This window comes from Stenotrophomonas sp. JAG2, assembly GCF_041080745.1.
Taxonomy (GTDB): Bacteria; Pseudomonadota; Gammaproteobacteria; order Xanthomonadales; family Xanthomonadaceae; genus Stenotrophomonas; species Stenotrophomonas maltophilia_AA.
The window spans coordinates 143211-159274 of sequence record NZ_JBEUMH010000010.1 but is presented as its reverse complement, the minus strand read 5'-3'; the positions used below and the strand labels follow the sequence as shown (position 1 = coordinate 159274).

Annotated in this window: 12 protein-coding genes; 9 read left to right on the top strand and 3 right to left on the bottom strand. The window is 66.3% G+C overall.

What is annotated here, in order from left to right:
- The first annotated feature begins 216 nt into the window (after positions 1-216).
- From AB9O74_RS14305 to AB9O74_RS14275, 7 genes are all read left to right on the top strand, one after another.
- A complete protein-coding gene (locus AB9O74_RS14305; protein WP_176989053.1) occupies positions 217-708 on the top strand; it encodes a chemotaxis protein CheW in 492 nt (163 codons plus the stop codon).
- Positions 709-881: 173 nt separating this feature from the next.
- Positions 882-1265 carry a hypothetical protein gene (locus tag AB9O74_RS14300; protein WP_176989054.1) on the top strand — a complete coding sequence of 128 codons (384 nt, stop codon included), beginning with the start codon at positions 882-884 and terminating at the stop codon, positions 1263-1265.
- A gap of 95 nt (positions 1266-1360) precedes the next feature.
- Positions 1361-3721 (top strand): methyl-accepting chemotaxis protein, encoded by a 2361-nt coding sequence (locus AB9O74_RS14295; RefSeq protein ID WP_369349699.1) that lies wholly within the window; start codon positions 1361-1363, stop codon positions 3719-3721.
- 166 nt (positions 3722-3887) lie between these two features.
- Positions 3888-6170, top strand: a complete 2283-nt coding sequence (locus AB9O74_RS14290; protein WP_369349698.1) for a methyl-accepting chemotaxis protein — start codon at positions 3888-3890, stop codon at positions 6168-6170.
- A 52-nt stretch (positions 6171-6222) separates the two neighbouring features.
- On the top strand, positions 6223-7083 hold the full coding sequence (locus tag AB9O74_RS14285) for a CheR family methyltransferase (RefSeq protein ID WP_369349697.1): 861 nt from the start codon (positions 6223-6225) through the stop codon (positions 7081-7083).
- The gene (gene cheD, locus AB9O74_RS14280; RefSeq protein WP_121036713.1) at positions 7080-7676 is read left to right on the top strand and encodes a chemoreceptor glutamine deamidase CheD; all 597 of its coding nucleotides are present in this window, start codon (positions 7080-7082) and stop codon (positions 7674-7676) included. The genes AB9O74_RS14285 and cheD overlap by 4 nt, the downstream gene beginning before the upstream one ends.
- Positions 7673-8743 carry a chemotaxis response regulator protein-glutamate methylesterase gene (locus tag AB9O74_RS14275; protein ID WP_176989058.1) on the top strand — a complete coding sequence of 357 codons (1071 nt, stop codon included), beginning with the start codon at positions 7673-7675 and terminating at the stop codon, positions 8741-8743. Before cheD ends, AB9O74_RS14275 begins: the two co-directional genes overlap by 4 nt.
- Before the next feature lie 232 nt (positions 8744-8975).
- Here the strand turns inward: AB9O74_RS14275 and acnB are convergent, their stop codons facing one another.
- From acnB to AB9O74_RS14260, 3 genes are read right to left on the bottom strand one after another with little or no spacing between them, the layout of a single operon-like run.
- Positions 8976-11561 (bottom strand): bifunctional aconitate hydratase 2/2-methylisocitrate dehydratase, encoded by a 2586-nt coding sequence (gene acnB, locus AB9O74_RS14270; protein WP_369349696.1) that lies wholly within the window; start codon positions 11559-11561, stop codon positions 8976-8978.
- 49 nt (positions 11562-11610) lie between these two features.
- Positions 11611-12009, bottom strand: coding sequence for a type II toxin-antitoxin system VapC family toxin (locus AB9O74_RS14265; protein ID WP_123729168.1), 399 nt, complete (start codon positions 12007-12009; stop codon positions 11611-11613).
- A 7-nt stretch (positions 12010-12016) separates the two neighbouring features.
- Complete coding sequence (locus AB9O74_RS14260) at positions 12017-12241, bottom strand: AbrB/MazE/SpoVT family DNA-binding domain-containing protein (RefSeq protein ID WP_123729167.1); 225 nt, start codon at positions 12239-12241, stop codon at positions 12017-12019.
- A 200-nt stretch (positions 12242-12441) separates the two neighbouring features.
- On the opposite strand from AB9O74_RS14260, the gene bamE reads away from it, so the two are divergent.
- A complete protein-coding gene (gene bamE, locus AB9O74_RS14255; RefSeq protein ID WP_346462216.1) occupies positions 12442-12819 on the top strand; it encodes an outer membrane protein assembly factor BamE in 378 nt (125 codons plus the stop codon).
- A 247-nt stretch (positions 12820-13066) separates the two neighbouring features.
- On the top strand, positions 13067-15838 hold the full coding sequence (gene acnA / locus AB9O74_RS14250; RefSeq protein WP_369349695.1) for an aconitate hydratase AcnA: 2772 nt from the start codon (positions 13067-13069) through the stop codon (positions 15836-15838).
- Positions 15839-16064 lie beyond the last annotated feature (226 nt).

Here is a 16064-nt window from a genome sequence, read left to right as displayed (position 1 = left end):
ACATGAGCCTCCATGGACGGATTCACGGCGTGTCCCGCCAACCCACCCACACCAGCCCAGCCGCCGAATGCAGCACCACGCCGTTGCTCCTGCACCTGCAGTTGAACGCAACGCCGAATCTCCAGAGTCCAGCACCCCTAAAGTCGCCCCCGGCCAGGCCGATATCCAGCGTGACCCCCGGTTATTCGACCGCCACGCCCGATCCAGGACCCCTCGATGAACGACAAGAACAGCAACGCCACCAGCGACGGCGGCGAATACCTCAGCTTCACCCTCGGCGCCGAGCACTACGGCGTGGACATCCTCAAAGTCCAGGAAATCCGCGGCTACGACTCCGTCACCCGCGTCCCCGATGCCCCCGACTACATCAAGGGCGTCATCAACCTGCGCGGCACCATCGTCCCCGTCATCGACCTGCGCCTCAAACTGCGCCTGGAAAATGCCACCTATGACGCCTTCACCGTCATGATCGTCCTCAACGTCGAAGACCGCGTCGTCGGCATCGTCGTCGACAGCGTCTCCGACGTCATCCCGCTGGCCGCCGACCAGATCCGCCCGACGCCTGAATTCGGCGCCGCCGTCGATACCCGCTTCATCTCCGGCATCGGCACCCAGGACGATCGCATGCTCATCCTGCTCGATATCGAAACCCTCCTCGACAGCGCCGACATGGGCCAGGCCCCGGTCATCGACGACGTCGCAGCCTGAGACATCCGTCACAGAACAAACAGCGGACTGCGCCCGGTACATACCGTGACAGCCACTGAAGAAAAAACACGCTTCAGTTCCGCCCGGTCCGGCCGATAGCTGGTTTCAGAACCCGGCTGCACTGGATCGCCCATGGCCGGGCCAACTGCCCTTATCCCCGGAGAATGTTCCCGATGAAGTCCCTGCTTGCCCTGTTCTCGGTCGCCGTGATCGCCGCCTCCGCTTCCACCGCATTCGCCCAGTCCGGTGAAATGATTCCGCCGGAAATGGCCCCGCGCTCGGTCGGCAAGGACGGCATGGTCTGCGGCAAGGTCGAGAAGGCCCGCTACGCCGAAGGCTCCGAAGGTCAGCCGACCTTCCTGTACATGGGCGGCGCGTTCCCGCGCCACACCTTCTCGGCCCGGATCGCCGGCGCCAACCGCGACAAGTTCAGCTTCCCGCTGGAGTCGCTGGAAGGCAAGACCGTCTGCGTGATCGGCAAGATCGCCCGCGATGCCTCGCGCGCTGAAATCGAAGTCAGCTCGCCGGCCGGCCTCAAGCTCGCCAACATCAAGTAATCCCCGTACGCCCTGCCACGCCGGCGTTGGCCGGCGTGGTCGCTGCAACCGGCCCCGACGGCCGGACGCGTTTGCCACTGGAGACCGCACCTGCCATGCCGTGGATCAACAACCTCAAACTGATGCCCAAGTTGATGCTGACTTTCGGCGTCCTCCTGCTGGTAATGCTGCTGCAGGGCATCGTGGCCTATCGTGGCCTGCACTCACTCAACAACGTCACCACCGAACTCTCCGGGCCCCGGATGGACAGCATCCGCCTGGCCGGCGAACTGCGTGGCATGGTCGGCGAGTACCGCAACTCCGCCTACCAGAGCCTCATCCGCGCCAGCGATGACGTGAAGGCCGAAGCCAAGTCCCGCGCCGCGCAGCTGCGCACCCAGATCGACGCCTCGATCAAGAAGTACCCCGCGCTGATCGACAATCCCCAGCAGAAGAAGCTGTTCGACACCTTCGCCAAGGATTGGACCGACTCGCTGGCGTCCTACGACGCCGTCACCGAAATGCTCGAGCTGGACCTGCCCGACGACGCCGTGGATACCTTCGTCGGTGAAACCCGTGCCAAGCATCTCAAGGCATCCTCCGCCCTCGAGGCGCTGATCGCCGAAGACAACCGCCTCTCGCGCGCCTCGCGCGAAGAAGCCGAATCCACCTATGCCGCCTCGGCCACGCTGACCGTCATTACCCTGCTCGGCGGCGCCGCCCTGGGCCTGGTGCTGGTGTACCTGTTCGCCCGCTCGCTGGTGGGCAGCATGCGCGGCGCCGTATCGGTCGCCAATGATGTCGCCAGCGGCAAGCTGGATGGCCACATCGACGTCAGCCGCAAGGATGAAGTCGGCGACCTGCTGCAGGCCATGCAGCGCATGCAGCGCGACCTGCGCGAACGCACCGAAACCGACCAGGCCATCGCCCGCGAGAACCTGCGCATCCGGACCGCGCTGGACTACAGCTCGACCGGCGTCTACCTGACCGATGCCCAGCACACGATCGTCTACAGCAACCGCGCGCTGCAGCAGACCCTGAGCCAGTACGAAGCCGACATCCGCAAGGACCTGCCGGACTTCGATGCCGCCGCCTCGCTGATCGGCAAGTCGGCCGCCACGCTCGAACACGGCAGCGAGATGGATGCCAAGACCCTCGCCCAGCTGCAGCAGCACGGCGTCAGCCGTCGCCCGATGCAGTTCGGCGAAGCGCAGTTCGCGCAGGTCGTTTCTTCGATCGCCAACGAGCAGGGTGAGACCGTCGGCCACGTCATCGAATGGCGCGACCGCACCCCCGAAGCACTGGTGGAAGCCGAAGTGGCCCGCGTGATCGCCCAGGCCGCCGCTGGCGATCTGTCCGGCCGCATCGACAGCGAAGGGAAGGACGGCTTCTTCCTGCAGCTGGCCCAGCAGCTCAACGGCCTGCTGGACGCCAACTCGGCCAGCATCGAACAGGTCTCCAACCTGCTTGCCGCACTGTCGCAGGGCGACCTGACGGTGCGCATGCACGGCGACTTCCAGGGCGTGTTCGCCCGGATGCGCGACGACGCCAACGCCACCGCCGAGCAGCTCAGCGGCATCGTCACCCGGATCAAGCACTCCAGCCAGCAGATCAACTCGGCCGCCAGCGAGATCGCCACCGGCAACAGCGACCTGTCGCGCCGTACCGAGCAGCAGGCTGCCAACCTGGAAGAAACCGCCGCCTCGATGGAGGAACTGACCTCCACCGTGCGCCAGAACGCCGAGCATGCCCGCCAGGCCAACCAGCTCGCGATCGGCGCACACACCGTCGCCTCGCAGGGCGGTGACGTGGTCGGCCAGGTGGTCACGACCATGAGCGCGATCCAGACCTCGTCGAAGAAGATCGCCGAGATCATCTCGGTGATCGACGGCATCGCGTTCCAGACCAACATCCTGGCGCTGAATGCCGCGGTTGAAGCGGCACGTGCCGGCGAGCAGGGTCGCGGCTTCGCGGTCGTCGCCTCCGAAGTGCGTACCCTGGCCCAGCGCTCGGCCGGTGCAGCCAAGGAAATCAAGGGCCTGATCGACGACTCCGTCGGCAAGGTCAACGACGGCTCGGCACTGGTGCAGAAGGCCGGCGCCACCATGGGCGAGATCGTTGCCTCGGTGCAGCGCGTGACCGACATCATGGCCGAGATTTCCGCCGCCTCGCAGGAACAGTCGGCCGGTATCGAGCAGGTCAACCAGACCGTCGTGCAGATGGATGAAACCACCCAGCAGAACGCTGCGCTGGTGGAAGAAGCCACCGCCGCCGCCCGTGCGATGGAAGAACAGGCCGGCCAGCTGACCGATGCCGTGTCGATCTTCAAGCTGGACGAGCATGAGCCCGCACCCGCTCCGGTCGTGGCCGCCCCGCCGCGCGCCGCGCGCGCGCCGCTGGCGCAGGCTGCCGTGCGTCGCCCGGCTTCGCGCCCGGTGGCCACCGAACTGGCCGACGGCGACTGGCAGGAGTTCTAAGCCCTGCCGGGCGTTTCGTTCAAAGGCCCCGATGCGCTTGCATCGGGGCCTTTCTGTTTGGGCCCACCAAAACCTGAATACGCTCAGCCGCCCGGGCTCAATCGTGGCGACCTGCGGCCGATAACAGCATTGCCGCGACATGTTTGTCGATCAAAGACCCCTGCCCATGAATCTACTCAGCCGCTGGAACCAGTCCTTCTCCAACCTGTCCGTCAGGCGCAAGCTCAACCTGCTGACCCTGCTGATCGCCTTGGGCGTCATCGCCCTGTCGGTGGTCGCCGCGCGCATGCAGTACCTGGATTTGACCGACACCCGCAAGGACAGCCTGAAGACCCAGGTCGAACTCACCTACGGCATCCTGGAGCACTACCACCGGCTGGCGGACAGCGGTGAACTGACCGAGGACGCGGCCAAGCAGGCTGCGCTGATGGCGCTGGAGAGCATGCGTGCCGACGGCGACACCTACTACTTCAACGTGTACGACACGAACTACCGCATGCTCATGCATCCGTTCCGCAAGGAGTTGATCGGGCAGGACATGAAGGATTTCCGCACCGATGACGGGGTGCGCGTGTACTACGACCAGATCGGCATGGCCCGCCTCGGCGGCGGCTTCGTCTCCTACCAGTGGGCCAAGCCGGGTACCGACAAGGTGGTCGAGAAAGTCGCCTATGCCGGGATGTATGCGCCGTGGAACTGGGTGATCAGCAGCGGCGTCTACATGGACGACGTGCAGCAGCAGGCGCTGGTGTTCACGGCGATCATGGCAGCCACCGGCGGCGGCGTGGTCCTCATCGTGCTGGCGCTGAGCTGGCTGATCGGCAACCGCATCACCCTGCCGCTGCGCCAGGCCACCCACGTGGCCGAGAGCATCGCCCGCGGCAAGCTGGACAGCCGCATTGGTGAGCAGGCCCACGATGAGCCCGGCCGCCTGCTGGAAAGCATGGCCCGCATGCAGGAACAGCTGCACGCCGTGATCAGTGGCCAGCGCGAGATGGCCAGCCGCCATGACGCGGGCAGTACCGGCTACCGAATGGACGAGACCGCCTTCCCCGGCGAGTACGGCCTGATGGTGCATGAAACCAATGCCCTGGTCGGCGCGCACGTGCAGACCATGGACGATGTGCTGGCCGTGGTGCAGCGCTATGCCCAGGGCGACCTCGGCGCGGACATCGCGCGCTACCCGGGCGAGAAGGCCGAGATCACCCGCACGGTCGATGCGGTCAAGCAGAACCTGGGCAGCATCAACGGCGAAATCCAGCGCCTGGCCTCGGCCGCCGCCGCCGGCGATTTCAGCCAGCGCGGCGACACGACCCGCTTCGACCACGATTTCCGCCGGATGATCGGCCACCTCAACGCGATGATGCAGATCAGCGACGAGAACCTGGGCAAGCTCTCGCAGTTGCTGTCGGCCATCGCCGAGGGCGATCTGACCGCGCGCATGCAGGGCGACTTCCAGGGCGTGTTCGCCACCATGCGTGACGATGCCAATGCCACCGTGGCCCAGCTGACCCAGATCGTCGGCCAGATCCAGGAAGCCGCCGGCAGCATCAACCTGGCCGCCGGCGAAATCGCCACCGGCAACAGCGACCTGTCGCGCCGTACCGAGCAGCAGGCCGCCAACCTGGAAGAAACCGCCGCCTCGATGGAGGAACTGACCTCCACCGTGCGCCAGAACGCCGAGCACGCACGCCAGGCCAACCAGCTCGCGATCGGCGCGCACTCCGTCGCCTCGCAGGGCGGCAACGTGGTCGGCGAAGTGGTCACCACCATGGCCGCGATCCAGACCTCCTCGAAGAAGATCGCCGAGATCATCTCGGTCATCGACGGCATCGCGTTCCAGACCAACATCCTGGCATTGAACGCTGCGGTGGAAGCCGCACGCGCCGGTGAGCAGGGTCGCGGCTTCGCGGTCGTGGCCTCCGAAGTGCGCACGCTGGCCCAGCGCTCGGCCGGTGCAGCCAAGGAGATCAAGGGGCTGATCGATGACTCGGTCGGCAAGGTCGCCGAGGGCTCGCAGCTGGTCAACCAGGCCGGCGCCACCATGGGCGAGATCGTCGCCTCGGTGCAGCGCGTGACCGACATCATGGCCGAGATCTCCGCGGCCTCGCAGGAGCAGTCCGCCGGCATCGACCAGGTCAACCAGACCGTGGTGCAGATGGACGAGACGACCCAGCAGAACGCTGCGCTGGTGGAAGAAGCCACCGCCGCCGCGCGCGCGATGGAGGAACAGGCCACCCAGCTGGCCGACGCCGTAGCGATCTTCCGCCTCGACAACCAGGTCGCCCAGGCCGTCAGCGCGGTCACCGCGCGCGCGGTCGCCGCGATGGGGCCGGTACGCCCGGCCAGCCGCCCTGCACCGCCGGCATCCCCTGCCCTGCGTGCCGCCGCCCCGGTGCGCACACCGCGCAGCACGCCGGCCGACGACGGCAACTGGCAAGAGTTCTGAGTTCCCGCGGCGATCCGTGATCGCCGCACCCCCTTTCCCTGCGAGTCCGCCCGTGTCCACGCCCCCAGCCAACGCCGCTACACCGAATGCTCGCGAATTCGAGTTCGCCGATCGTGATTTCCGCCGCGTCTGCGAGCTGATCTACCAGCGCGTCGGCATCTCGCTGGCGCCGGCCAAGCGCGACATGGTCTACGGCCGACTGTCGCGCCGGCTGCGTGCGCTTGGCATGCGCAGCTTCAGCGACTACCTGGACCAGCTCGAGTCCCATGGCGGCGACGAATGGCAGGCGTTCACCAACGCCCTGACCACCAACCTCACCGCGTTCTTCCGCGAGCCCCACCACTTCGAGAAGCTGGCCGACGAACTGCGTCTGCGCGCCGGCCACGGCACCCTGCAGCTGTGGTCGTGCGCGGCCTCGACCGGCGAGGAACCCTACTCGATGGCGATCACCGCCTGCGAGACCTTCGGCACGCTCAAACCGCCGGTGCGCATCCTGGCGACCGATGTCGACACCCAGGTGCTGGCCACCGCCAGTCGTGGTGTGTACGCCATCGACCGCGTGTCCGGGCTGGATCCCGCCATCCGCAAGCGCTACTTCCAGCGCGGCACCGGCCCGAATGAAGGCCACTGCCGGGTCAATCCCGCACTGCGCGACCTCATCGACTACCGCCCGCTCAACCTGCTTGCCAGCCGTTACGACGTCGGCGGCCCGTTCGATGCCCTGTTCTGCCGCAACGTGATGATCTATTTCGACAAACCGACCCAGCGCGGCATCCTGTCGCGGCTGATCCAGCACATGGGCGATGACGGCCTGCTCTATACCGGCCATTCGGAGAACTACCTGCACGCCGCCGACCTGATCCAGCCCTGCGGCCGGACCCTGTACAAACGTGCGCCCGGAGCGCCGGTATGAGTCTGCCGATCCGCAACGACGAAGTGATGCGCTATTTCGACAGCCGCTTCCAGGTCACCGCCGCCAAGCTGCTGCCGACCCAGTACCTGGCGGTGGACGACAACACCGCGCTGACCACCACGCTGGGCTCCTGCGTGGCCGCCTGCCTGCGCGATCCGGTGCTCAAGATCGGCGGCATGAACCACTTCCTGCTGCCGGAAGGCAACGTCGGCGATGGCGCGCCTGCGCGCTACGGCAGCTACGCGATGGAACTGCTGATCAACGACCTGCTCAAGCGCGGCGCCCACCGCAAGCGCCTGGAAGCCAAGGTGTTCGGCGGCGCCAACGTACTCAAGGGCTTCACCAGCAACCCGGTCGGCACCCGCAATGCCGAGTTCGTGCGTCAGTACCTGCAGGCCGAGCACATCCCGATCATCGCCGAGGACCTCTGCGGCATCCATCCGCGCAAGGTGTGGTTCTTCGCCGATACCGGCCGCGTGGTCGTGCAGCGCCTGCCGCATGCCCATGAAGCCGAAGTGGCCGCGACCGAATCTGCCGTGCGTGCCCGCCTGTCCAAGGCCCCGGTCACCGGTGGCGTGGAGCTGTTCGAATGACCCACGGTGTGCCCTGCAAAGTCCTGATCGTCGACGACTCCGCGGTCGTGCGTCAGATGCTCAGCGAGATCCTCGCCAGCGATCCCGGCATCGAAGTGGTCGGCACTGCCGCCGATCCGCTGCTGGCGCGCGAGAAGATCAAGCGCCTTGCCCCGGACGTGATCACGCTGGACGTGGAAATGCCGCGCATGGACGGGCTGGCCTTCCTGGAAAACCTGATGCGCCTGCATCCGCTGCCGGTGGTGATGATCTCCTCGCTGACCGAGCGCGGCGCCGATACCACCCTGCAGGCGCTGGCGCTGGGCGCGGTGGACTTCGTCTCCAAGCCGAAGTTCGACGTCGCCCGTGGCCTGCAGGTCTACGCCGAAGAAATCATCGGCAAGGTCAAGATGGCAGCCCGCTCGAGGGTACGTACGCTCGCGCGTCCCCCCACGCCGCGCATCACCCTGGATGCGGTGGCACCGAAGGCGCCCCCGCGCAGTATCCAGTTCCGCACCACCGACCGCCTGATCGCCATCGGCGCCTCCGCCGGCGGCACGGAGGCCCTGCGCGTGGTGCTCGAAGGCATGCCGGCCGACGCCCCGGCCGTCGTGTTGACCCAGCACCTGCCCGCCACCTTCAGCACCCCGTTCGCCGAGCGCCTGGACCGCCATTCGGCGATGTCGGTGCGCGAGGCCAGCGATGGTGAAGCGGTGTTGCCCGGCCACGCGTACCTGCCGCCGGGCGGCAAACATCTCCGGATCATCCGCGACGGCGCCCGCTGGCGCTGTCGGGTCGACGACGGCCCGGCGGTCAACCGGCACAAGCCGGCAGTGGACGTGCTGTTCCGTTCGGTGGCCGAAAGCGCCGGGGCGAACGCCATCGGCGCCATCCTGACCGGGATGGGCGACGACGGTGCCCGCGGCCTGCTCGATCTGCGCAACGCCGGCGCCCCGACCCTAGTGCAGGACGAAGCGACCAGCGTGGTCTGGGGCATGCCGGGTGCAGCATTCAAGCTCGGCGCGGCGGAGGAAATGGTGCCGCTGGAGAGGATTGCCGAGCGGTTGATGGCGTTGGCGCGGGGTTAGGTAGTGCCGGCCGCTGGCCGGCATCCCGGCATCCCGGCATCCGCGAACACACAGCCTGTTGCACTCGGCGTGATCGCGTTGCCGGCCAGCGGCCGGCACTACCCGCTGCCCACCGCGAACGCGCGACGTCCGCACACAAAAAAACCCCCGGCCTGCGCCGGGGGTTTTCGCATTTCAGCCCACCGACCAACGGTCGATGGCTACCGGTCGCCGGGCAGCGCCCGGCGCCGGATCAGGAAGCAACCGTACCGGCCACTTCCTGGTAGTCCTCGATCTGGTCGAAGTTCATGTAGCGGTAGATGTCCTTGCTGCTGGCATCCAGCACGCCGATGTCGGCCATGTACTCTTCCTTGGTCGGAATGCGACCCAGGCGCGAGCAGATCGCGGCCAGTTCGGCCGAACCCAGGTACACGTTGGAGTTGCGGCCCAGACGGTTCGGGAAGTTGCGGGTCGAGGTCGAGAAGACCGTCGCGCCCTCACGCACCTGCGCCTGGTTGCCCATGCACAGCGAGCAGCCCGGCATTTCCATGCGTGCGCCGGCGGTGCCGAAGGTGCCGTAATGGCCTTCCTTGGTCAGCTCCGAGGCATCCATCTTGGTCGGCGGGGCCACCCACAGCTTGGTCGGGATGTCGCGCTTGCCTTCCAGCAGCTTGGCGGCTGCACGGAAGTGACCGATGTTGGTCATGCAGGAACCGATGAACACTTCGTCGATGGCCGCACCGGCGACGTCGGACAGCGTCTTGACGTCGTCCGGATCGTTCGGGCACGCCACGATCGGCTCGTGGATGTCGGCCAGGTCGATCTCGATGACGGCGGCGTATTCGGCATCGGCATCCGGGGCCAGCAGCTCCGGGTTGGCCAGCCAGGCTTCCATCTTCTCGATGCGGCGTGCCAGCGAACGGGCGTCCTGGTAACCCTCGGCGATCATCCACTTCAGCAGCGTGATGTTGCTGGTGAGGTACTCGATGATCGGCTCCTTGTTCAGGTGCACCGAGCAACCGGCGGCCGAACGTTCGGCCGAGGCATCGGACAGTTCGAACGCCTGCTCGACCTTCAGCTCCGGCAGACCTTCGATTTCCAGGATGCGGCCGGAGAAGATGTTCTTCTTGCCGGCCTTGGCCACGGTCAGCAGACCGGACTTGATCGCGTACAGCGGGATCGCGTTGACCAGGTCACGCAGGGTCACGCCCGGCTGCATCTTGCCCTTGAAGCGGACCAGCACCGACTCCGGCATGTCCAGCGGCATCACGCCGGTGGCGGCGGCGAAGGCCACCAGGCCCGAACCGGCCGGGAACGAAATGCCCACCGGGAAACGGGTGTGCGAGTCGCCGCCGGTGCCGACGGTGTCGGGCAGCAGCATGCGGTTGAGCCAGCTGTGGATCACGCCGTCGCCCGGGCGCAGCGAGATGCCGCCACGGGTGGAGATGAACTCCGGCAGGGTGTGGTGGGTCTTGACGTCCACCGGCTTCGGGTACGCCGCGGTGTGGCAGAACGACTGCATCACCAGGTCGGCCGAGAAGCCCAGGCAGGCCAGATCCTTCAACTCGTCACGGGTCATCGGACCGGTGGTGTCCTGCGAGCCCACCGAGGTCATCTTCGGTTCGCAGTAGGTACCCGGGCGCATGCCCTGGCCTTCCGGCAGGCCACAGGCGCGGCCGACCATCTTCTGCGCCAGCGAGAAGCCCTTGCCGGTATCCGGCGGGTCCATCGGCAGGCGGAACAGATCGGTCGGGGCCAGGCCCAGCGCCTCACGCGCCTTGGCGGTCAGGCCGCGGCCGATGATCAGCGGAATGCGGCCACCGGCGCGCACTTCGTCGAACAGCACATCGGACTTGACCTTGAACTCGGCGATGACGGCGCCGTCCTTCAGGGCCTTGCCGTCGTACGGGCGCAGCTCGATCACATCGCCCATGTTCATCTGCGACACGTCGAGTTCGATCGGCAGGGCGCCGGCGTCTTCCATCGTGTTGTAGAAGATCGGCGCGATCTTCGAGCCCAGGCACACGCCGCCGAAGCGCTTGTTCGGGATGAAGGGAATATCTTCGCCGGTGAACCACAGCACCGAGTTGGTGGCCGACTTGCGGCTGGAACCGGTACCGACCACGTCGCCCACATAGGCAACCAGGTGGCCCTTGTCCTTCAGCGATTCGATGAACTTCACCGGGCCGCGCTTGCCGTCTTCTTCCGGCTCGATGCCATCGCGCTTGTTCTTCAGCATCGCCAGGGCGTGCAGCGGGATGTCCGGGCGGGTGGTGGCGTCCGGGGCCGGCGACAGGTCGTCGGTGTTGGTTTCGCCGGTCACCTTGAGCACGGTGATGGTCAGGCTTTCCGGCACCTGCGGACGGCTGGTGAACCATTCCGCATCGGCCCAGCTCTGCAGCACGCCCTGGGCGTTCGCATTGCCGGCCTTGGCCTTTTCCTGCACATCGTGGAAGGCGTCGAACACCAGCAGGGTGTTCTTCAGCGCATCGGCGGCGATCGCGCCGACGCTGGCATCGTCCAGCAGCTGGACCAGCGGGGCGACGTTGTAACCGCCGAGCATGGTGCCCAGCAGTTCGGTGGCGCGCTCGCGGCTGATCAGCGGATTGGTTTCGCTGCCCAGGGCGATCGCGGCCAGGTACGAGGCTTTGACCTTGGCAGCGTCATCGACGCCGGCCGGCACGCGGTGGGTCAGCAGTTCCAGCAGGAACTCGGCCTCGCCGGCGGGCGGGTTCTTCAGCAGTTCGATGACGTCGGCCGTCTGCTGGGCGCTCAGCGGCAGCGGCGGGATGCCAAGCGCGGCGCGCTCGGCTACGTGGTGGCGGTAGGCTTCCAACATGACAACTCCCGGGTGATTCTTTGAAAGAATGCGGTTTAAAAGTATGGGCTCAGGCGTGCGGCACGATCAGCTTCAGGCCCTTGAAGTAGTCGCGGTAAAATTTGTCGTTCCAGGTGATCAGGCCGTCGCATTGCAGCAGTGCGTGCGAGCCCACCATGAAGTCGTCCAGGCTGCGGCGGCCTTCGCCGCGCTGCCGGTGGCGGCGCTGCATCTCGCCCGCACGCAGGGCGGATTTGGCTTCCAGTGCGTTGAAATGGACGCCCATTTCCTCCAGCGCCTCCAGCACTTCGGCACCGCCGCGCAGCGATGCGCACAGTTCGGCCAGGGTCGCCCCGCAGACCACCACGCGGCCGCCGACCAGGTTCTGGCGCAGGCAGGCTTCCACGGCATCGGCCTGAGGGCCGTTGCTGAGCAGTTCGATCAGCACCGGCGAATCGACGGCGATCATCGCAGGCTCAGTCTTCGTCACGGACGGCCTTCACCGCAGCCTCGGACGACTCGAAGCCGTCCAGCGCGAATTTGCCGCGGGCGCGTGAGATCGCATCGTCCACGCTTTTGCGCAGGATGATGCGGCCGCCTTCCAGCTCGACGGTAAGCTGGGTGCCCTTGGTCAGCCCCAAGGCGTCACGCACGGCCTTGGGCAGTGTGATCTGTCCGCGTTCTGCGACGGTGGCTTCCATGGGGTACGCCTCAAAAAGTATGTATGAATTGTACGTACTTTGGCGCTCAGGGGCAAATCCAAGGCGGCGCCTGCCTTCCAGGCGTCCCCGGAAGCGCAGGCAGGCTAGACTGAACGGGCAGCAACCGCTGCCGCCGGACCCGGACGCTTGCCGTCGCCCTGGCGACCCGCACACCCATCGATAGACAAGGACATCCCACGATGCGCGCCACCACCCTCGCCTTTGCCCTGCTGATTGCTGCCCCGCTTGCCCTGGCTGCCCCGTCGGCGCATGCCAACCCGTTTGGCGCCTACACCACCGGCACCGAGATCACCCAGCAGCAACTGGATGCCGCCGAAGTGGGCAAAACCACCCAGGATGATGTGCGTGGCGCCTTCGGTGCCCCCAGCCGCCGCGAACAACTCGGCGACACGCAGGTCTGGTACTACGACTTCGTCAAGATCAAGTCGTTCGGCAAGAACATCCAGGAAGCCACCGTGTTCGAGTTCGGCAAGACCGGCGTGCTGTCGGCCAAGTCCAAGACCAATGCCGTGGGCAAGACCGGCAACCCGCTGATCGACGCCGCCAACGGCAAGTAATCGGCCGCGGACCAGCCACTTCCAGACGGGGCGCCCATGGCGCCCCGTCTGCATTCGGTACCCGGGCGATGACATCGGCACTACACATGCCTGTGTAACCTTCCGTCCTGAGCCCAAGGGCTGGCACGCCCCTGCCGCTGTCGCATACTGCGAGGGATCGGCGGGCGCAGCGAGCCCGACGGCAGCCGCAAGCAGGCGCGCGTTCCGGCGCAGCCGTTGCAAGCCATCAGCAAAGGAGTCATCTGCAATGAGCGATTCGTTCTCCACCCGCAGCCAGCTGGACGTCGGCGGCACCACCTACGACTACTTCAGCCTGCCCAAGCTCGGACAGACGTTCGACATCTCCCACCTGCCCTACTCGATGAAGATCCTGCTGGAGAACCTGCTCCGGCACGAGGATGGCGGTGTCACCGTCGGCAAGGACCACATCCAGGCGGTGGCCCAGTGGGATCCCAAGGCCGAGCCGGACATCGAGATCGCCTTCATGCCGGCCCGCGTGGTGCTGCAGGATTTCACCGGCGTGCCCTGCGTGGTCGACCTGGCCGCGATGCGCGATGCGGTGGTCAAGCTCGGCGGTCGGCCGGAGCAGATCAATCCGCAGATCCCCTCCGAGCTGGTGATCGATCACTCGGTGCAGGTCGATGTGTTCGGCACCCCGGACGCGCTGGACCTCAACGGCAAGATCGAATTCCAGCGCAACCAGGAACGCTATGGCTTCCTGCGCTGGGGCCAGAAGGCCTTCGATAATTTCAAGGTGGTGCCGCCCAATACCGGCATCGTCCACCAGGTGAACCTGGAGAACCTGGCCCGCGTGGTGATGACCGCCGGCTCTGAACAAACGCGCCAGGATGGCAACGCAGTGGCCTACCCCGACACCGTGTTCGGCACCGACAGCCACACCACCATGATCAACGGCATCGGCGTGCTGGGCTGGGGCGTCGGCGGCATCGAAGCCGAAGCCGCCATGCTCGGCCAGCCGTCGTCGATGCTGATCCCGCAGGTGGTCGGCTTCAAGCTGACCGGGCGCATGCCCGAAGGCGCCACCGCCACCGATCTGGTGCTGACCGTCACCCAGATGCTGCGCAAGCACGGCGTGGTCGGCAAGTTCGTCGAGTTCTTCGGCGAAGGCCTGCAGCACCTGCCGCTGGCCGACCGCGCCACGATCGGCAACATGGCCCCGGAGTACGGCGCCACCTGCGGCATCTTCCCGATCGACGAAGAGTCGCTGACCTACCTGCGCCTGTCCGGCCGCAGCGAAGCGCAGATCGACCTGGTCGAAGCCTATGCCAAGGCCCAGGGCCTGTGGCACGACGCCAACACCGCACATGCCAGCTACAGCGCCACGCTTGAATTGGACATGGGCCAGGTCAAGCCGTCGCTGGCCGGCCCGAAGCGTCCGCAGGACCGCGTGCTGCTCGAAGACGTCAAGCAGAACTACCGCGAGAACCTGGTCGGCCTGACCACCAACCGCGACAAGCGCAATGATGACGTGTCCAAGTTCGTCAACGAAGGCGGCGGCGCGGCGGTCGGCAACGAACAGCTGGCCAAGGGTTACAGCGATGTGGAACTGGAGGGCAGGAAGTTCCGCCTGAAGGACGGCGCGGTAGTCATCGCCGCGATCACCTCGTGCACCAACACCTCCAATCCGGCGGTGATGATCGGTGCCGGGCTGCTCGCCCGCAACGCGGCGGCCAAGGGCCTGGACCGCAAGCCGTGGGTCAAGACCTCGCTCGGCCCGGGCTCGCGCGTGGTCACCGATTACCTGGAAAAGGCCGGTGTGCTCACCGAGCTGGAGAAGATCGGTTTCTACGTGGTCGGCTATGGCTGCACCACCTGCATCGGCAACTCGGGCCCGCTGCCCACCGAAGTGAGCGCCGGCATCGCCGCCGGTGATCTGGTGGTGGCCTCGGTGCTGTCGGGCAACCGCAACTTCGAAGGCCGCGTGCACCCGGAAGTCAAAATGAACTACCTGGCCAGCCCGCCGCTGGTCGTCGCCTACGCCATCGCCGGCACCACCGACATCGACCTGACCACCGAGCCGCTGGGCACGGGCAGCGATGGCCAGCCGGTGTACCTGCGCGACATCTGGCCGAGCAACAAGGAAATCGGCGATGTCATCGCCGCGACCATCGGGCCGGAGATGTTCAAGAAGAACTATGCCGACGTGTTCAAGGGCGACACCCGCTGGAACACCATCAAGTCGCCCGATGGCGATCTGTATGAGTGGGATGGCGGCTCGACCTACATCAAGAACCCGCCCTACTTCGAGGGCATGACGATGGACGTCGGCCACATCGACGACGTGCATGGCGCGCGCGTGATGGGCCTGTTCGGCGACTCGATCACCACCGATCACATCTCCCCGGCCGGCAACATCAAGAAGGATTCCCCGGCAGGCCGCTTCCTGCAGGAACGTGGCGTGCAGCCGGCCGACTTCAACAGCTACGGCAGCCGCCGCGGCAACGATGACGTGATGGTGCGCGGCACCTTCGCCAACATCCGCATCAAGAACCTGATGTTCGGCGGCGAAGAAGGCGGCAACACCCTGTACTTCCCGAAGGACGGGGGCGAGCCGCAGAAGCTGGCGATCTACGATGCGGCCGTCAAGTACAAGGCCGAGGGCATCCCGCTGGTCGTGTTCGCCGGCAAGGAATACGGCACCGGCTCCTCGCGCGACTGGGCGGCCAAGGGCACCAACCTGCTGGGCGTCAAGGCGGTGATCGCCGAGAGCTTCGAGCGCATCCACCGTTCCAACCTGGTCGGCATGGGCGTGCTGCCGCTGCAGTTCAAGAATGGCGAAAACGCGCAGAGCCTGGGCCTGGACGGGTCTGAAGTGGTGGACATCACCGGCCTGCAGGATGGCGCCAGCAAGTCGGCGACCCTCACCGCGACCCGGGCCGATGGCACGAAGAAGACCTTCGAGGCCCATGTGATGCTGCTGACGCCGAAGGAAGTGGAGTACTTCAAGCACGGCGGCCTGCTGCAGTACGTGCTGCGCCAGCTGGCGGGGAAGAAGTAAGCGTCAGGCGCTTTCTCCAAGACCGCCCTCCCCGTCCAGGGAATGGCACCGGCAGCAAGGGGGCGTAATGCCCCCTTGCTGCTTTCCGGCATCCAGCGACTCGGCGCTCTGGGCGTGCCCGCGACAGGCGTCCCGGCCGCCGCTCTTTCATTTTCATAAATTTCATAAATCACATAATTAGTCCATTTCGCACGGACTGGGCTAAGCTGGCCGCATCCGCCACGGA